This window comes from Achromobacter sp. 46006, from assembly GCF_059761975.1.
The window spans coordinates 23,307-40,445 of the sequence record NZ_JCBANN010000051.1 but is presented as its reverse complement, the minus strand read 5'-3'; the positions used below and the strand labels follow the sequence as shown (position 1 = coordinate 40,445).

At 66.9% G+C, this 17,139-nt stretch carries 16 protein-coding genes; 5 read left to right on the top strand and 11 right to left on the bottom strand.

Features of this window, described 5'->3' with window-relative positions; translation table 11 throughout:
- Positions 1–129: 129 nt before the first annotated feature.
- From AC6LKG_RS20485 to carA, 4 genes are all read right to left on the bottom strand, one after another.
- A complete protein-coding gene (locus tag AC6LKG_RS20485) occupies positions 130–903 on the bottom strand; it encodes an SDR family oxidoreductase (RefSeq protein ID WP_498167499.1) in 774 nt (257 codons plus the stop codon).
- A gap of 89 nt (positions 904–992) precedes the next feature.
- Positions 993–1,889: a lipid A hydroxylase LpxO gene (lpxO, locus tag AC6LKG_RS20480; RefSeq protein WP_498167496.1), complete on the bottom strand. Its 897-nt coding sequence runs from the start codon at positions 1,887–1,889 to the stop codon at positions 993–995.
- 48 nt (positions 1,890–1,937) lie between these two features.
- A complete protein-coding gene (gene carB, locus AC6LKG_RS20475) occupies positions 1,938–5,180 on the bottom strand; it encodes a carbamoyl-phosphate synthase large subunit (protein WP_498167494.1) in 3,243 nt (1,080 codons plus the stop codon).
- A gap of 10 nt (positions 5,181–5,190) precedes the next feature.
- Positions 5,191–6,345, bottom strand: a complete 1,155-nt coding sequence (gene carA, locus AC6LKG_RS20470; protein ID WP_498167491.1) for a glutamine-hydrolyzing carbamoyl-phosphate synthase small subunit — start codon at positions 6,343–6,345, stop codon at positions 5,191–5,193.
- A gap of 222 nt (positions 6,346–6,567) precedes the next feature.
- Between carA and tal the strand changes: the two genes are divergently transcribed.
- Positions 6,568–7,521 carry a transaldolase gene (gene tal / locus AC6LKG_RS20465; RefSeq protein WP_498167488.1) on the top strand — a complete coding sequence of 318 codons (954 nt, stop codon included), beginning with the start codon at positions 6,568–6,570 and terminating at the stop codon, positions 7,519–7,521.
- Positions 7,522–7,554: 33 nt separating this feature from the next.
- Here tal and AC6LKG_RS20460 read toward each other — a convergent pair whose 3' ends face one another.
- Positions 7,555–8,082: a carboxymuconolactone decarboxylase family protein gene (locus AC6LKG_RS20460; RefSeq protein ID WP_498167486.1), complete on the bottom strand. Its 528-nt coding sequence runs from the start codon at positions 8,080–8,082 to the stop codon at positions 7,555–7,557.
- Positions 8,083–8,215: 133 nt separating this feature from the next.
- On the opposite strand from AC6LKG_RS20460, the gene AC6LKG_RS20455 reads away from it, so the two are divergent.
- Genes AC6LKG_RS20455 through AC6LKG_RS20440 form a run of 4 tightly spaced genes read left to right on the top strand, consistent with a single transcriptional unit; the run spans position 8,216 to position 12,017 of the window.
- Entirely contained in the window at positions 8,216–10,408 is a 2,193-nt protein-coding gene (locus tag AC6LKG_RS20455) for an ATP-binding protein (RefSeq protein ID WP_498167483.1), read from the top strand.
- A gap of 15 nt (positions 10,409–10,423) precedes the next feature.
- The gene (locus AC6LKG_RS20450; protein ID WP_498167481.1) at positions 10,424–10,789 is read left to right on the top strand and encodes a response regulator; all 366 of its coding nucleotides are present in this window, start codon (positions 10,424–10,426) and stop codon (positions 10,787–10,789) included.
- A gap of 8 nt (positions 10,790–10,797) precedes the next feature.
- The gene (locus tag AC6LKG_RS20445; protein WP_498167478.1) at positions 10,798–11,451 is read left to right on the top strand and encodes a hypothetical protein; all 654 of its coding nucleotides are present in this window, start codon (positions 10,798–10,800) and stop codon (positions 11,449–11,451) included.
- Positions 11,448–12,017 (top strand): biliverdin-producing heme oxygenase, encoded by a 570-nt coding sequence (locus tag AC6LKG_RS20440; RefSeq protein WP_498167477.1) that lies wholly within the window; start codon positions 11,448–11,450, stop codon positions 12,015–12,017. Before AC6LKG_RS20445 ends, AC6LKG_RS20440 begins: the two co-directional genes overlap by 4 nt.
- A 15-nt stretch (positions 12,018–12,032) precedes the next feature.
- On the opposite strand, the gene AC6LKG_RS20435 is transcribed toward AC6LKG_RS20440, so the two are convergent.
- The 6 genes from AC6LKG_RS20435 to AC6LKG_RS20410 all read right to left on the bottom strand — a co-directional run bounded on the left by AC6LKG_RS20435 (position 12,033) and on the right by AC6LKG_RS20410 (position 17,095).
- A complete protein-coding gene (locus tag AC6LKG_RS20435) occupies positions 12,033–12,827 on the bottom strand; it encodes an ABC transporter permease (RefSeq protein ID WP_498167476.1) in 795 nt (264 codons plus the stop codon).
- 52 nt (positions 12,828–12,879) lie between these two features.
- Positions 12,880–13,692, bottom strand: coding sequence for an ABC transporter ATP-binding protein (locus AC6LKG_RS20430; RefSeq protein ID WP_498167475.1), 813 nt, complete (start codon positions 13,690–13,692; stop codon positions 12,880–12,882).
- Complete coding sequence (locus AC6LKG_RS20425; protein WP_498167472.1) at positions 13,685–14,725, bottom strand: ABC transporter substrate-binding protein; 1,041 nt, start codon at positions 14,723–14,725, stop codon at positions 13,685–13,687. Before AC6LKG_RS20425 ends, AC6LKG_RS20430 begins: the two co-directional genes overlap by 8 nt.
- A complete protein-coding gene (locus tag AC6LKG_RS20420) occupies positions 14,706–15,995 on the bottom strand; it encodes a CaiB/BaiF CoA transferase family protein (RefSeq protein WP_498167469.1) in 1,290 nt (429 codons plus the stop codon). The genes AC6LKG_RS20425 and AC6LKG_RS20420 overlap by 20 nt, the downstream gene beginning before the upstream one ends.
- Before the next feature lie 97 nt (positions 15,996–16,092).
- Positions 16,093–16,701: a recombination mediator RecR gene (gene recR, locus AC6LKG_RS20415; RefSeq protein WP_006385499.1), complete on the bottom strand. Its 609-nt coding sequence runs from the start codon at positions 16,699–16,701 to the stop codon at positions 16,093–16,095.
- 67 nt (positions 16,702–16,768) lie between these two features.
- Positions 16,769–17,095, bottom strand: a complete 327-nt coding sequence (locus AC6LKG_RS20410; protein WP_006385500.1) for a YbaB/EbfC family nucleoid-associated protein — start codon at positions 17,093–17,095, stop codon at positions 16,769–16,771.
- Between the last annotated feature and the right edge of the window lie 44 nt (positions 17,096–17,139).

Sequence of the window (17,139 nt, the reverse complement as noted above, 5' to 3'; positions counted from 1 at the left end):
CCCACCCTGCCGCACAGCTCCAGGACGAGCACGAACACAGCCCCCCCCCCCCCCCCCGCCCCCCCGCCGGCCCCCGACAACCCCCCCCCCACACCCGCCGCGCCCCCCCCGGCCCCCGGCCACGCCGGCTCAGCCGCCCTTGTCCGCCTGGCGAGGCTTGCGCGGCGCGTTGCGCGCCAGCCGGTCATAGACCGCGTTGGGCAGCAGGCGCATCAGTTTCGCCACCACGCCCATCTGCCACGGGATCACCGTGTACGACGTGCCGCGCCCGATCTCCGCCTGGGCGCGCTGCGCGAACTTGTCGGCGTCCATCAGGAACGGCATCTTGTACGGATTGTGCGCGGTCATCGCGGTCTTGATGTAGCCCGGCGCGATGGTGACGACACGAATGCCATCGCCCCATAGCTCCAGCCGCAGGCTTTCGCAGTAGGTCACCACCGCCGACTTGGACGCGCTGTAGGCGCCCGCGCCCGGCAGGCCGCGCACCCCGGCGACGCTGGCGATGCCGACCAGCCGGCCGCCGCCGGCCGCCCGCATCGGTTCGACGAAAGGTTCGAAGGTCGCCACGGTCGCCAGCAGGTTGGTGTCGACGATGGCCTTGAAGACCTCGTAGTCCTCGTGCTGCCCGGTCAGCGTGCCGGCGCTGATGCCGGCGCTGGCAATGACCACGTCCACCCGCCCCTGGCAAAACGCGATGAAGTCCCGCGCCGCCGCGTGCAGCGCCTGGCGATCGCGCACATCCACGGCGTAGCAGCGGTGCTGCCCTGGCAGGCTGGCAACCAGTTCCCGCAGCGCGTCCTCGCGCCGGCCCAGCAGGCCCAGCGTGGCGCCACCGGCGGCGTAGCGCTGCGCCAGGGCGCGGCCCAGGCCGCTGCTGGCGCCGGTAATGAAAACTCTGTCCATGAAAGCGGAACCCGGGTCGGATGAAAAATGCGGAGCCTCTCGCAAGAGAGGCTCCGCCCGCTATGCTACAGGAATGCCGGCGTCCGGATTTACAGGAAGATCAGCGCGAAGATCGCCGCCACCAGCGCCCATTTGGACAGGTAGTAGAGCGGCTTGCTCTTCTTCTTGAGCGCCTTGCCAAAACGGCGCACCGCATACACCGCGCCGAAGATTCGGTTGATGCCGCCGGTGGCGTCGCCTTCCTGGTTGGGCGCGGCCGCCGCGCGCAACAGGAAGCCGCCGACAACCCGGTTGAACGCCTGGGCCCAGCGGTAGCGCATGGGCCGCTCGACGTCCGCGAACAGGATGATGCGGTTCTGGTCGGTCTTGTTCTCGGCGTAATGGATGAAGGTCTCGTCGAACACCACCGCCTCGCCATCGCGCCAGTAATAGTCCTGGCCATCGACATTGATGTAGCAGTCAGGGCTGTTCGGCGTGATCAGGCCCATGTGGAAACGCAGCGAACCGGCGTAGGGGTCACGGTGGCGCGGCAGGCGGCTGCCCGGCGGCAGCGAGGCGAACATCGCGGCCTTGATGGTCGGGATGCCCGCCAGCAGCTTGGTCGTGATCGGACACAGCGCCTCGGCCGACGGATGCTCGGCGTCGTACCACTTCAGGTAGAAGCGCTTCCAGCCCGTCTTGAAGAACGAGTTGAAGCCCGCGTCGTTGTATTTGTCCGAGGCCTTGATGTGGCCGTCTCCGTACAGGCTGACCGCTTCGGCCCGGATATCGTCGCAGCGTTCCAGCAGCACCTTCAGTTCCGGAAACTGGTCCAGGTCGAGATAGGGCTTGTTGGGTACGCTGGAGAACGCGTACATGAAACAATTCAGCGGCGCCGTGAAGGTGGAGTGATCCAGGGCTTGCCGCGAGAATCGATGTCGTATGCGGCCACGGTAGTGGACTACCGTGGCGCACACGATGAATAACGCCAGAATGAACCACTTCATTCCTTTGTCCTTGACTCACTTGAAGCGCGCCCTCTGCGCGCCCAAGCACTATTTGTCCAGCAAAGACGCGTGAAGTTCCTGCAACGGGTACACCTGCAGGCCGAGGCCTTGGCGCAGGTATTGCATGCCTTCGACGGCCGCGCGGGCGCCGGCGATGGTGGTGAAGAAGGTCACGCGCGCGGCCAGCGCCTGCGTCCGGATCGTACGCGAATCGGCGATGGCGTTGCGGCGCTCTTCAACGGTGTTGATGACCAGCGCGATCTCGCCATTCTTGACCATGTCGACGATGTGCGGACGGCCTTCGGTGACCTTGTTGACCAGTTGCACCGGGATGCCGGCCGCTTCGATCTCGGCGGCGGTGCCGCGGGTGGCCACCAGCTTGAAGCCCAGGGCGTGCAGGCCGCGCGCCACTTCCACGGCACGGGGCTTGTCCTGGTTCTTGACGCTGATGAACACCGTGCCGGATTCAGGCAGGCGCACGCCGGCGGCCAACTGCGACTTGACGAAGGCTTCGCCGAAACTGGTGCCCACGCCCATGACTTCGCCGGTCGACTTCATTTCCGGGCCGAGGATGGTGTCCACGCCCGGGAACTTCACGAACGGGAAAACGGCTTCCTTGACCGAGAAGTAAGGCGGCACGACTTCGCGGGTGATGCCCTGCGCCGCCAGCGTCTGGCCGGCCATGGCGCGCGCGGCGATCTTGGCCAGTTGCAGGCCGGTGGCCTTGGACACGTAGGGCACCGTGCGCGAAGCGCGCGGGTTCACTTCCAGCACGTAGACGTCGCCGCCCTGGATGGCGAACTGCACGTTCATCAGGCCGCTGACGTTCAGGGCCTTGGCCATCATGGAGGTCTGGCGCTTGATCTCGGCGATGACGTCGGCCGACAGCGAGTACGGCGGCAGGCTGCAGGCGGAGTCGCCCGAGTGCACGCCGGCCTGCTCGATGTGTTCCATGACGCCGCCGATGAAGACGGTTTCGCCGTCTGCCAGGCAGTCCACGTCGACTTCGGTGGCGTTGTTCAGGAAGCGGTCCAGCAGCACGGGCGAGTCATTGCTGACCTTCACGGCCTCGCGCATGTAGCGTTCGAGATCCTGCTGCTCGTGCACGATTTCCATGGCGCGGCCGCCCAGCACGTAGCTGGGACGCACCACCAGGGGGTAGCCGATCTCGGCGGCGTGGGCCAGGGCCTCGGCTTCGGTGCGGGCCGTGCGGTTGGGCGGCTGGCGCAGGCCGAGCTTGTTCAACAGCTTCTGGAAGCGCTCGCGGTCTTCGGCGATGTCGATGGATTCCGGGCTGGTGCCGATGATCGGCACGCCGTTGGCTTCCAGCGCGCGCGCCAGCTTCAGCGGGGTCTGGCCGCCGTACTGGACGATCATGCCGACCGGGTTTTCCTTGTGGACGATTTCCAGCACGTCTTCCAGCGTCAACGGCTCGAAGTACAGGCGATCGGACGTGTCGTAGTCGGTGGAGACGGTTTCCGGGTTGCAGTTGACCATGATGGTCTCGAACCCGTCTTCGCGCAGCGCCAGCGCGGCATGCACGCAGCAATAATCGAACTCGATGCCCTGGCCGATGCGGTTCGGGCCACCGCCCAGCACCACGATCTTCTTGCGGTCGGTGGGCGCGGCTTCGCACTCTTCCTCGTAGGTGGAGTACATGTAGGCCGTGCGGGTGGCGAATTCGGCGGCGCAGGTGTCCACGCGCTTGTAGACCGGACGCACGTTCAATTGGTGGCGCAGCTTGCGCACTTCCGATTCAACCGTGTCCAGCAGGAACGCCAGGCGGCGGTCGGAGAAACCGCGGCGCTTCAATTCCCACAGCGTGGCCTGATCCAGGTCGGAAAGCGTCTTCTGTTCGAGCGCCAGCTCGATGTCGACGATTTCCTTGATCTGCGACAGGAACCACGGGTCGATGTGCGTGATGTTGTGGACTTCGTCCAGCGTGAAGCCCTGCGCGAAGGCGTCGCCCACGTACCAGATGCGTTCCGGACCGGGCTCGCCCAGCTCGACCTGCAGCTTTTCGCGGTCGGTGGTCTTCTGGTTCAGGCCGTCGACGCCGACTTCCAGGCCGCGCAGCGCCTTCTGGAACGATTCCTGGAAGGTGCGGCCGATGGCCATGACTTCACCCACGGACTTCATCTGGGTGGTCAGGCGCGCGTCGGCGGTGGGGAATTTCTCGAAGGCGAAACGCGGTACCTTGGTGACCACGTAGTCGATCGACGGCTCGAACGAGGCGGGCGTGGCGCCGCCGGTGATTTCGTTCTTGAGCTCGTCCAGCGTGTAGCCCACGGCCAGGCGCGCGGCGACCTTGGCGATGGGGAAACCGGTGGCCTTGGACGCCAGCGCCGACGAACGCGACACGCGCGGGTTCATCTCGATGACGATCATGCGCCCGTTCTTGGGGTTGACCGCGAACTGCACGTTCGAGCCGCCCGTGTCCACGCCGATCTCGCGCAACACCGCGATCGATGCATTACGCATGATCTGGTATTCCTTGTCGGTCAGCGTCTGGGCCGGCGCCACGGTGATGGAGTCACCGGTGTGCACGCCCATGGGGTCCAGGTTCTCGATGGAGCAGACGATGATGCAGTTGTCCGCCTTGTCGCGAACCACTTCCATCTCGAATTCCTTCCAGCCCAGCAGCGACTCTTCGATCAACAGCTCGCTGGTGGGCGAAGCTTCCAGGCCGCGGCGGCAGATGGTTTCGAATTCTTCGGCGTTGTAGGCGATGCCGCCGCCCGAGCCGCCCATGGTGAAGCTGGGGCGGATCACGGCGGGGAAGCCCGAGGTGCCGACTTCCGCGGCGATGCGGCGCTGCACTTCCCAGGCTTCGTCCATGCTGTGGGCGACGCCCGACTTGGCCGATTCCAGGCCGATGTCGGTCATGGCCTGCTTGAACTTCTGGCGGTCCTCGGCCTTTTCGATGGCGTGCTCGTTGGCGCCGATCAGTTCGACGTTGTGCTTTTTCAGCACGCCGTGGTGCGCCAGGTCGAGCGCGCAGTTCAGCGCGGTCTGGCCGCCCATGGTGGGCAGCAGCGCATCGGGCTTTTCACGCTCGATGATCTTTTCGACGGCCTGCCAGGTGATGGGCTCGATGTAGGTGACGTCGGCCGTTTCCGGGTCCGTCATGATGGTCGCGGGGTTGCTGTTCACCAGGATGGTGCGGTAACCCTCGGCCTTGAGCGCCTTGCACGCTTGCGCGCCGGAATAGTCGAACTCGCAGGCCTGCCCGATGATGATGGGGCCGGCGCCGATGATGAGAATGCTTTTTAGGTCTGTACGCTTGGGCATGATGCAATCTTTACTTTTGGCCGGACATCAGGCTGATGAACTTGTCGAACAGCTCCAGGATGTCGTGCGGACCGGGGCTGGCTTCGGGGTGGCCCTGGAAGCAGAAGGCCGGACGGTCGGTGAGCTCGAAGCCCTGCAGCGTGCCGTCGAACAGCGAGACGTGCGTGACGCGCGCATTGGCCGGCAGGCTGGCCGCGTCGACCGCGAATCCGTGGTTCTGGCTGGTGATGAAGACGCGCTTGGAGGCCAGGTCCTGCACCGGGTGGTTGGCGCCGTGATGGCCGGTCTTCATCTTGAGCGTCTTGCCGCCGACGGCCAGGCCCATGATCTGGTGGCCCAGGCAGATGCCGAACACCGGCAGCTTCTTGTCCAGGAACACGCGGGTGGCGTCGATGGCGTAGTCGCAGGGCTCGGGGTCGCCGGGGCCGTTGGACAGGAACACGCCGTCGGGATTGAGCTTGAGGACGTCCTCGGCGCTGGTCTGGGCCGGCACCAGCGTCAGGCGGCAGCCGCGATCGGCCAGCAGGCGCAGGATGTTGGACTTGATGCCGAAGTCATAGGCGACGACATGGAATTTGGACTGGTCGGGCTGGGTGTAGCCTTCGCCCAGTTGCCAGGTGCCCTGGTTCCAGGTGGTGGTGTCCTTGATGGACACGACCTTGGCCAGGTCCTGGCCGGCCATGCCAGCGAAGCCGCGGGCCAGTTCGACGGCGCGGTCGGCATCGGTGCCGACGAAGATGCAGGCGCCCTGGGCGCCCTTTTCACGCAGGATGCGGGTCAGCTTGCGGGTGTCGACGCCGGAAATGGCGACGATGCCCTGTTCGGACAGGTACTCGGGCAGCGATTGCGTGGAACGGAAGTTCGACACGCGGGCGGGACAGTCACGCACCACCAGGCCGGCGGCGTAGACACGGTTGGCCTCGACGTCCTCGGCGTTGACGCCGGTGTTGCCGATATGCGGATAGGTCAGCGTGACGATCTGGCCGCTGTAGCTGGGATCGGTGAGAATTTCCTGGTACCCGGTCATCGCGGTGTTGAACACCACTTCGGCGACGGTATGGCCAGGCGCACCGATCGACACGCCTCGAAAAATGGTACCGTCCGCCAGAGCCAGAATTGCAGGAGGGAAGCGGTTGATCCCCTCGGGAAAGAGTTGCGGCAGCACAGTAAACCCCGGTTTTAGAATCGATAATCAAACCTTGGAATTATACCTTGAGCGGCCGTTTTTCCCGGGGAACCGCGCCAAATAAGGCTGAGATCGGAGATTTCGGCCACCGCGCCAGGCCGATCATGGCCCGCCGCCGGCCTACCAACGGTGACAGCGCCGCCGGCGGCTCGGTGATACGCTAAAGCACCTTCAACCCTGATGCTGCGAGCCGTATTGTCCATGTCCAGCCAACTTGACGCCCTGCGCAATCACACCACCGTCGTCGCCGACACCGGCGATTTCGAAGCGATGAAGGCGCTGCGTCCCACCGACGCCACCACAAACCCGTCCCTTATTTTGAAGGCCGTGCAGCAGGACGCCTACCGCCCGCTGCTGGAAAAGACCGCGCGCGACCACCGCGGCGCCCCCACGCCCGAATTGATGGATCGCCTGCTGGTTGCCTTTGGCCGCGCCATCCTGGACATCGTGCCCGGCCGTGTCTCGACCGAAGTGGACGCGCGCCTGTCGTTCGACACCCGCGCCACCATCGAGCGCGCCCGCGCCCTGATCGCCCTATACGAATCCGCCGGCGTGCCGCGCGAACGGGTGCTGATCAAGATCGCGTCCACCTGGGAAGGCATCCAGGCGGCCCGCGCGCTGCAGGCCGAGGGCGTGCGCTGCAACCTGACGCTGCTGTTCTCGCTGCCGCAGGCGGTGGCCTGCGCCGACGCCCAGGTGCAATTGATCTCGCCCTTCGTCGGCCGCATCTACGACTGGCACAAGAAGGCCGCCGGCGCCGCCTGGGTCGACGCCGACCACGCCGGCGCGCGTGACCCCGGGGTGCAGTCGGTGACCCGCATTTATCAGTACTACAAGCGTTTCGGCATCGCCACCGAGATCATGGGCGCGAGCTTCCGCAACGTCGGCCAGATCCTGGCGCTGTCGGGCTGCGACCTGCTGACCATCAGCCCCGAACTGCTGACCCAGTTGTCGCAGACCGAGGGCGACGCGCCGGCGCAACTGCGCGCCGATGCAGTGGGCGGCGGCATCCCCCGCGTTGCCTCGGATGAAGTGGCGTTCCGCACCCAGCTCAATGACGACGCCATGGCCAGCGACAAGCTCGCCGAAGGCATCCGCGCCTTCGTGGCCGACGCCATCAAGCTGGACGCGCTGATCGAGGCGCAGCGCGCCTGAACGTTCCCCCCGGCCGCGCGCCCGGCCGGGCATTCAGCGATGGTCGTGCGAATGCACCTGCAACGCTTCCAGGAAGCGTGACACCATGTTGTAGGCCGCGACGGTGGCGGTAAGCTCGACGATCAGCTTTTCCGACCCCATGGCAGCGCGAGCCGCCTGGAACACCGCCTCGGGCACCTGCACCTGACGCGTCATGGCATCGGTGTAGGCCAGCACCGCGCGCTCGCGCTCGCTGAACAGCGTCGACGCCTCCCAGTCGGGCAAGGCGTCCAACTGGGCCTGCGACACCCCCTCTTTCAGCGCGATCGGCGCATGTTGGTCGGCTTCGTAGGGCGCGCCGTTGACCGCGGCCACCCGCATGATGACGAGCTCACGAATATCGCCTGGCAGGGTCGACAACTGGCGGATGGACGTCAGGTAGTTGAGCCAGCCACCGGCCACGGCCGGGCTGTGCAGCAGCATCTGGTACAAGTGCAACACGCTGCCGCGCTCGGCGACGATGCGCTCGACCAGCGGCCGCGCCTCGGGATGGGACAGATCGGCGTAGGGAAGACGTGCCATGAAAACTCCATAGGGGTTAAAGCGAAGATCCTGAGTCCGGCCCAGGCCAAGAGACCGGGCGCTGCAAATGCACACATTCGCAAGAACTTTGACATAATGACAGAACATAGCGCACCTCCAGGACCCGCCTAGAATGAATGCGCCCCCACAGTCGCACCCGCCGGTGACGCTCGCCAACTGCGATAGCGAACCGATCCACGTGCCAGGCGCCATCCAGCCCCTGGGCGCGCTGCTCGCATTCGACGGCGACGGCGTGCTGCGCTATGCCAGCGAAAATGCGCCGCAGATCCTGGGCGTGCCGCTGGCGCTGGGACGCCGCTGCGCGCCGGGCGCCCTGCCGCCCGAACTCGCGCACCTGCTGCCGGGCTGGCTGGCCAGCGCCGAGCCGGTCTTCGACCCGCTCGCCATCACGCTCGGCACGCATATCTACGACGTCATCGCCCATCGCAACGCCGACGCGCTGACACTGATCGAATTCGAGCGCCGCAACGACGCCGGCGGCATTGCCGATCCGGCGCGCATCTATCGCGGCATCGAACGGATCCGATCGCAACGCGACATCGCCGGCCTGCTCGACCACACCGTTCAGGAGGTGCAGCGCGCCACCGGTTTCGACCGGGTCATGGCCTACCGCTTCCATCCCGACGACAGTGGCGAAATCGTGGCCGAGCGGCGCGGCGACGCCACCCTGGAAGACTGGATCGGGCGCCGCTATCCGGCCGGCGACATCCCTGCCCAGGCGCGCCGCCTCTACACCGTGAATACCCTGCGCCAGATCGCCGATGGACTGTACCAGCCGGTGCGCGTGCTGGGCGAGGACGGACCGGCGCCGGCGCCGCTGGACCTGAGCTTTTCCGTGCTGCGCAGCGTTTCGCCGGTCCATCTGGAGTACATGGCCAACATGGGGGTGCGCGCCTCGATGAGCCTGTCGCTGATACTGGGCGGCAGGCTGTGGGGCATGATCGCCTGTCATCACCACGCGCCGCGCCAGATCCCCTATCCAGCCCGGCTGGCCTGCGAAGCGCTGGCGCAGGTGCTGTCGGCGGCGCTCGCCAATATCGAAGGCCGTGAGCGCGCCGAACAGGCGCGCCACAGCGCCGCCCTGGTCAGCCGCCTGGCCGAACGCGTATCGAAATCCGAGAACGTGCACCAGGCGCTGTCCGGCACGCCGGACACGCCCGCCGCGCTGGTGCCCAACGACGCCGCGCTATGCCTGTGGGGCAACAGCGTGACGGTGTTCGGCGGGATCGCGCCGCGCGGGGAGCTCGCCGGCATCCTGTGCGCGCTGGACCAGAGCGGCCAGCGGCTGGTGCACACCGACAACATCGCCCGCGACTATCCCGGCCTGCAGACCGACCTGGTGCCCTATGCCGGCCTGCTGGCCTGCAAGTTCGATCCGATGAACAACGGCTGGCTGATCTGGTTGCGGCGCGAGCAGATCGAAACCTTGGTCTGGGGCGGCAAGCCCGAAAAGCAGTATGCGGTGGGCACCCTCGGGCCGCGCCTGACGCCGCGCGGCTCGTTCGAGGCCTGGCGCGAGGTCGTGCGCGACACCAGCGCGCCATGGCTGGCGCCCGAACTGGAATCGGTCGACAACCTGCGCGACGAGCTGTCGCACATCGCCACCAGCCGCGCCGCCGACGTCGACCGCGCCCGCACCGCCCTGCTGGCCATGCTGGGCCACGATCTGCGCGACCCGCTGCAATCCATCTCGATGGCGGCCACGCTGCTGTCCAAGACCGATTCCGGCGCGCGCATGGGCGAGCGCATCCGCTATTCCAGCGGCCGCATGCAACGGCTGATCTCGCAGGTGCTGGACCTGTCGCGCCTGCAGGGCGGCATGGGACTGGGCATCGAGAAGCGCGAATGCCACCTGTCCGAATTGCTCAACGGCCTGATCGACGAAAAGCGCCAGGCCTATCCCGGCCTGCTGATCGAACCCGACATCACGCCCGGGCTGCGCCTGATGGCCGACACCGACCGCATTGCCCAGGTGGTCACCAACCTGATGAGCAACGCGCGCCAGCATGGCGCGCCGCGCATGCCGATCCGCGTGGCGGCCCGCCTGGTGGACGATGCCATCGAACTGGTCGTGGCCAATCACGGCGCGCCGATCCCCGACGACGTCATGGCGCACCTGTTCTCGCCCTTCAAGCCGGAATCGCTGGGCCAATCGCGCAACCGCACCGGCCTGGGACTGGGCCTGTATATTGCCGAGCAAGTGGTGCGCGATCATGACGGCGAGATCGCCGTCGCCTGCCGCGACGGCCTGGTCATTTTCACTGTCACCCTGCCGCGCGACATGGACGCGCCGCAAGCCCCCTGAATCCTGGAGACTTCATTGAACGAAGCGCGCACGATACGCGTCCTGCTGGTCGACGACAACGAAATGGGCTCGGAACTGCTGGCCGAATTCCTGGCCATGTCCGGCCTGGAGACGCGCTGCGCCGGCAACGGCGAAGACGCGCTGGCGCAGGCCGTGGACTTCGAACCCCAGGCGGTCCTGGTCGACATCCTGCTGCCCGACATGGATGGCTATGAACTGGCGCGGCGGCTGCGCGCGCGTAACGCCGGCGCCCGCATCTACGCCCTGAGCGGCCTGGCGCGCCACGAGCGGCACGAGGACGCAGCCAGCCTGTTCGACGACTGGATCGAAAAACCCGCCGATCCCGATGCGTTGCTGACCGTGCTGCGGCAAGCCGGCTGAGGCGGCCGATGCACGCCCCCCTCTCCAATACCGCCTTGAGCGCGCAGGGTGTGCGTTTCAAAGTGCTGGCGCAGATCTTTCCGGTCCTGCGGCACGAGGCCATCGCGCCCCTGTCCAACGCCACTCTGGCGACCGCCATGCTGGGCCAGCCCCCCGAGAACGCCGACGCCGAAGCCTTGCGGCAGCGCACCCAGCGCCTGGCTGGCGAGCTGCAGCAGATGCTGGAAGACAGTGTGACGGTGATCCGCGGGCTGGACCAATGGCTCGACGACAACGGCGCCATGATGCCCGCGGCGGCACTGCTGCGGGAATGCCGCAAGCTGCTGTTTTCGCAGTTGAAGTGGTCCAAACGCGGCGTGCGCTGGCCCGATGCGCCGGCGCCGATCGAGTTGCCGGCTTTCACCTCGCGCTATCTGCTCATGGCTTGCGTCCTGTGCCTGCTGCCCTGGCTGCCGGAAGGCGCCGAACTGGAACTGGACGCCGCCGACCCCGCCGCCTGGCACTTCCGCCTGCCCGCCCAAACGCAGGCGCCGGCGGCGCCGGGCCTGTTCACCCCGGCGGACGTTGACGCGCTGGCCGGCGAGGCGGGTTGGCGCCTGGAGCGGCAGGCACATTGCTGGTCGCTGCGACTGCCTTCGCCCCCCGAGCAGGAATCCGCATGATCTCGCCCGTGCACCAGGTGCTGCGCGACGGCACGCGCGACCGCCATGAGACCCTGGATCAGGGGCTGGCATTGACCGCCGCCGATCTCGACCCGACCCGCTATCTGGCTTATCTGCGTGCCCTGCTGGGCTGGCTCGAACCGGTGGAACAACCCTTGTGGCGGCTGCCATGGCCGGCGGGCCTGCGGGCCGCGACCCGCGCCGGCAAGAGCGCGCTGATCCGCGCCGACCTGCTGGCCGCGGGCGACGCCGCGCCGGTGCCGCAATGCCGCGACGTCCCCATGCCGCAGGCGGCCGATGCCTATGCGCTGGGCGTGGCCTACGTGGTGGAAGGGTCGCAATTGGGCGGCCGCTTTCTGGCCAAGCGGCTGCAAGACGCCGTGCCGCCGCTGCCGCTGCGCTATCTGCGCGGCTACGGCGACGACACTGGCCCGTTGTGGAAGGATTTCCTGGGCTACCTGGACGACAGCGCCCGTGGCCAGCAGGCGCAGGCCCTGCGCGGCGCCAAGGACGCCTTCGACAGCCTCACCGCCTGGCTGCGGGCGCAGCGCGTGCTGCGCGCCTGAACGGCGCGGCGGCGGCTACAGCTTCTCGGTCTCGCCCGACTTGGGCTGCCACTTCATCAGCCGCTTTTCGCCGACGCCGACGATATAGTCCAGCACCAGTGCGAACGCGGTCAGCACCACGATACCCGCGAACACGGTGTTCACGTCGAAGGTGCCCTCGGCTTGCAGGATCAGGTATCCCACGCCGCTGGCCGAACCGAGGTATTCACCCACCACCGCGCCCACGAACGCCAGGCCGACCGAGGTGTGCAGGCTGGAGAACACCCAACTGGTGGCTGACGGCAGATAGACATGGCGCAGCAACTGGCGCTTGCGCGCGCCCAGCATGCGGGCATTGTCCAACAGCGTCGGACTGACCTCGCGCACGCCCTGGTAGACATTGAAGAAGACGATGAAGAACACCAGCGTCACCGCCAGCGCCACCTTGGACCAGATGCCGAGCCCGAACCACATGCCGAAGATCGGCGCCAGGATCACGCGCGGCATCGAGTTGGCCGCCTTGATGTAAGGGTCGAGAATGGCGCTGGCGCGCGGCGACAACCCCAGCCATAGCCCGAAGGCCAGGCCGGCGATGGTGCCGATGAAGAAGGCCAGCACCGTTTCGGTGAGCGTGACCCACAAGTGGGAGTAGATGTCGGCATTGGTGACGAACCAGGCCCAGATACGGCCCCACACCTTGAGGGGTTCGCCGAAAAAGAATGCCACCTTGGAATCGCGCGAGGCAAAGTGCCACGCGCCCAGGATGACGACCAGCAGCAGCAACTGCCAGAAGCGCAGGCTGGCGGAACCTGGTTTGAACGACTTGGACATGGTCAGGGCCTGTTCGTGGGGAAGCGGGCGCGGCCTGGATCAGGCATGGGCCTCAGGCCCGCTTCTGTTGTTGGGCGTAGCCCTTGAGCACTTCCTCGCGCAGCACGGCCCAGATGGCCGCGTGCAACTCGACGAAGCGCAGGTTGTTGCGCACTTCGGCCACGTCGCGCGGACGCGGCAGGTCGATGGCGAATTCGCCGATGGGATGCGTGCCCGGCCCGGCCGACAGCACCACCACGCGATCGCTCATGGCAATGGCCTCGTCCAGGTCATGGGTGATGAACAGCACCGCCTTGCGCTTGGCCATCCACAGGTCGAGCACCTCGTTTTCCATCAGTTGGCGCGTCTGGATGTCGAGCGCGGAGAACGGTTCGTCCATCAGGATGATGTCCGGATCGCGGATCAGCGTCTGCGCCAGCATGGCGCGCTTGCGCATGCCGCCCGACATCTGGTGCGGATAGCGGCTTTCGAAGCCGCTCAGGCCGACGCGGCGCATCCAGTCGCGGCCACGCTCCAGCGCCTCGGCACGCGGCACGCCGGCGAAGTCCAGGCCCGCCACTACGTTGTCCAGGGCGCTGCGCCAGGGCAGAAGCGCCTCGCCCTGGAACATGTAACCGGCGCGCGCATTGATGCCCGCCAGCGGCTGGCCAAACACCTTGACCTGGCCCGACGACGGCGCCAGCAGGCCGGCGCTGACGTTGAGCAGGGTGGACTTGCCGCAGCCCGTGGGGCCCACCACCGACACGAACTCGCCCGGCGCGATGGCCAGGCTGGTGTCGCTGACGGCGGTGTAGCGCTGCGAGCGGTCGTCGCGGGAGACGAAGGTGCAGCTAATATTTTCCAGCGACAGCGCAGCTTCAGCCATTGGGGTATTTCTCGTTGGCGCGGCGCGCGAAGTCGTTGGTCCAGACCTTGGAAGCGTCGATCTTGGCGCTGTCGAAGTCCGCTTGGAAGGCGGCCAGGGCCTTGAGCGCGGTGGCCGGGCCGTCCTCGGGGATCAGGCCATCGGGCGACAGGCCTTGCAGGCTCTTGCCGATGGCGGCTTTGTACACCGCAGGATCGCCCAGCAGATAGGTCTCGGGAACCACCTTGGCGATTTCGTCGGGGCCGGCCTTCTGAATCCACTTGTCGGCGCGCACCATGGCGTTGGTCAGCGCCTGGACGGTATTGGGATTGGCGTCGATGAATGCCTGCGGTGCGTACAGGCAACCGGCCGGCATGTTGCCGCCAAAGATGTCCTGGGTGTCCTTGAGCGTGCGGGTGTCGACGATGATCTCGATGTCGCCCGGCATTTCCAGCATCGACACCACCGGATCGGTGTTGGAGATGGCGTCGATCTGGCCGCTGCGCAAGGCTGTGACCGCGCCAGCGCCGGCGCCCACGCCGATGATGGAGACATCCGACGCCTTCAGGCCATGCTTGGCCAGGAAGAAACTGACCACCATGTTGGTGGACGAACCCGGCGCGGTCACGCCGATCTTCTTGCCCTTGAGGTCGGCCGGGCCCTTGTAGTTGGGCAGGTTCTTCTTGGAGACGCCCACGCCGATCATCGGCGCGCGGCCCTGCAGCACGAAGGCGCGGTAGGCCTGGCCCTTGGACTGCATGGACAGCGTGTGCTCGAACGCGCCCGAAACCACGTCGGCGCTGCCGCCCACCACGGCCTGCAGGGCCTTGGAGCCGCCAGCGAAGTCGGCGATGGAGACGTCCAGGCCCTCGTCCTTGAAGTAACCGCGGGCCTCGGCGATGGACAGCGGCAGGTAGTAGATCAGGGGCTTGCCGCCCACCGCGATCTGGACCTTGGTCTTTTCCAGCTTCTGGGCGCGCACGATGGCGGGGGCCATGCCCATGACGCCGGCGGCGCCGGCCATCTTGAGCAAATCACGACGTGTGACTGACATGTGTTGTCTCCTTGGGTGCGGGAATACCGATAGCGCCGGTCTGCGCCAGCTTGTCGATAGCCGCTGAATCATACCCCAGCGATTTCAGGACTTCCTCGGTATGTTCCCCTAATGACGGACCGATCCAGCGTGTGCCTCCCGGAGTTTCGGAGAGCTTGGGCACCACCGCCGGCAGCTTGACCGGACTGCCATCGGCGAAGTGGTGCTGCTCGATCATGCGGCGCGCCAGGAACTGCGGGTCCGTGAACATGTCGGCCACGCTGTAGATCTTGCCGACCGGCACGTCGGCCGCCTTCAGCGTGTTGAGCGCTTCCTCGATGCCGCGGCCATCGCACCATTGCTGGATGGCGCCATCGATCTCGGCGACCCGGCGGGCGCGGCCATCGTTGCGCACCAGGTCCGGGTCCGAGGCCAGGTCCTCGCGGCCGATGGCCAGCATCAGGCGGTGGAAGATCGCATCGCCATTGCCGGCAATCACGATGTTCTGGCCGTCGCGCGTGGTGTAGGTGTTGGACGGCACGATGCCGGGCAGCGCGCCGCCGGTGCGCTCGCGCACCACTCCGGCCACGTCGTATTCGGGCACCAGGCTTTCCATCATGTTGAAGACGGCCTCGTACAGGGCGACGTCGACCATCTGGCCCTGCCCCGCCTGGCACCCTTCGCCCTGCACGCCGTTCCAGCGGCCGCCGGTGGCGTCGCGGTGGCGCAGCGCCATCATCGCGCCGATCACGCCGTGCAGCGCGGCGATCGAATCGCCGATCGAGATGCCGACCCGCAGCGGCGGGCGGTCCGGGTGGCCCGACACGTAGCGCAGGCCGCCCATGGATTCGCCGATGGCGCCAAAGCCCGGCTGGTCCTTCATCGGGCCGGTCTGGCCGTAGCCGGACAGGCGCACCATGATCAGGGCGGGGTTGACGGCGCGCAACTGCTCGAAGCCCAGGCCCCACTTTTCCAACACGCCGGGCCGGTAGTTCTCGACCACCACGTCGGCGTCCAGCGCCAATTTGCGGGCGATCTCGCGGGCCTCGGGATGCTTGAGATTGAGGGCGATGGATTGCTTGTTGCGGGCCTGCACCGTCCACCACAGCGAATTGCCTTCGTGCAAGTGACGCCAGCTGCGGATGGGGTCGCCGCCGCCGGTCCCGTCGGGGCCATGCGGCGTTTCCACCTTGATGACGTCGGCGCCGAATTCGCCGAAGATGCGCGCGGCGAACGGGCCGGCGATGAGCGTGCCGAGTTCCAGGACCTTCAGGCCGGTCAGGGCTGACATGTTGGTTGTCTTCCTCTCGTGGAGGCCGCGCCGCGCGGACGGGCCGTTCTTCCAATGTCCGCCGGTACGTTGCCGGCGGACTATCGTGGCTTGGGTATCAAGTGGTCTTGCGCTCCATCAGCGCCCAGGCGATGGTGCCGGCGTCGACGTATTCCAGCTCGCTGCCGGCCGGCACGCCACGCGCCAGGCGCGTGACCCGCAAGCCGCGCTCGCCCAGGGCCTCGCCCAGGAAATGCGCGGTGGTCTCGCCTTCGGCGGTGAAGTTGGTGGCCAGGATGACCTCCTGCACCACGCCGTCGGTGGCGCGGCGGATGACGCGGTCGAAATCGAGCTCGCGCGGGCCGATGCCCTCGAGCGGCGCGACGCGTCCCATCAGCACGTAGTACAGGCCGCGATAGCCGTGGCTGGACTCGATCATATTCTGGTCGGCCGGCGTCTCGACGATGCACAGCAGCGAGGGATCGCGCTTGGGATTGGCGCAGGTGGCGCACACATCCTCTTCGGCGAAGCTGTTGCAACGCGAGCAGTGGCGCAGGTCGCGCACCGCACCCGCCAACGCGCGCCCGAGCATGTCGGCGCCCTGGGGATCGTGCTGCAACAGGTGATAGGCCATGCGCCGCGCGGAACGCACGCCCACACCGGGCAGGCGCCGCAGCGCCTCGATCAGCGAGACCAGCGGTTCGGGTTCGGGCAGTAGAGGATCCATGACACAACGGCAACGTGCGGACGGCAAAGGCCGCGCCGCCCGGGGCGGCGGCGGCCGGGACGTTCGATCAGAACGGCAGCTTCATGCCCGGGGGCAGCGGCATGCCGGCGGTGACGGACGCCATTTTCTCCTGCGAGGTGGCTTCGGCCTTGCGCAGCGCGTCGTTGAAGGCAGCGGCGACCAGGTCTTCCAGCATGTCCTTGTCGTCGGCCAGCAGCGACGGATCGATCTCGACACGCTTGACATCGTGGCGGCAGGTCATGGTGACCTTGACCAGGCCGCCGCCGGAGGCGCCTTCGACCTGGATCTCGGCCAGCGCGTCCTGCGCCTTCTTCATGTTTTCCTGCATCTGCTGCGCCTGGCGCATCAGGCCGGCCAGTTGTCCTTTCATCATGATGGAGCTTCCTTGAACGAGGGAATGTAGGGATTTGCCGGCGC

Coding starts and splice junctions, on each gene's coding strand:
- AC6LKG_RS20485 (WP_498167499.1), bottom strand. CDS start 903: ATGGACAGAGTTTTCATTACCGGCGCCAGCAGCGGCCTGGGCCGCGCC.
- lpxO (WP_498167496.1), bottom strand. CDS start 1,889: ATGAAGTGGTTCATTCTGGCGTTATTCATCGTGTGCGCCACGGTAGTC.
- carB (WP_498167494.1), bottom strand. CDS start 5,180: ATGCCCAAGCGTACAGACCTAAAAAGCATTCTCATCATCGGCGCCGGC.
- tal (WP_498167488.1), top strand. CDS start 6,568: ATGTCCAGCCAACTTGACGCCCTGCGCAATCACACCACCGTCGTCGCC.
- AC6LKG_RS20460 (WP_498167486.1), bottom strand. CDS start 8,082: ATGGCACGTCTTCCCTACGCCGATCTGTCCCATCCCGAGGCGCGGCCG.
- AC6LKG_RS20455 (WP_498167483.1), top strand. CDS start 8,216: ATGAATGCGCCCCCACAGTCGCACCCGCCGGTGACGCTCGCCAACTGC.
- AC6LKG_RS20445 (WP_498167478.1), top strand. CDS start 10,798: ATGCACGCCCCCCTCTCCAATACCGCCTTGAGCGCGCAGGGTGTGCGT.
- AC6LKG_RS20440 (WP_498167477.1), top strand. CDS start 11,448: ATGATCTCGCCCGTGCACCAGGTGCTGCGCGACGGCACGCGCGACCGC.
- AC6LKG_RS20435 (WP_498167476.1), bottom strand. CDS start 12,827: ATGTCCAAGTCGTTCAAACCAGGTTCCGCCAGCCTGCGCTTCTGGCAG.
- AC6LKG_RS20430 (WP_498167475.1), bottom strand. CDS start 13,692: ATGGCTGAAGCTGCGCTGTCGCTGGAAAATATTAGCTGCACCTTCGTC.
- AC6LKG_RS20425 (WP_498167472.1), bottom strand. CDS start 14,725: ATGTCAGTCACACGTCGTGATTTGCTCAAGATGGCCGGCGCCGCCGGC.
- AC6LKG_RS20420 (WP_498167469.1), bottom strand. CDS start 15,995: ATGTCAGCCCTGACCGGCCTGAAGGTCCTGGAACTCGGCACGCTCATC.
- recR (WP_006385499.1), bottom strand. CDS start 16,701: ATGGATCCTCTACTGCCCGAACCCGAACCGCTGGTCTCGCTGATCGAG.
- AC6LKG_RS20410 (WP_006385500.1), bottom strand. CDS start 17,095: ATGATGAAAGGACAACTGGCCGGCCTGATGCGCCAGGCGCAGCAGATG.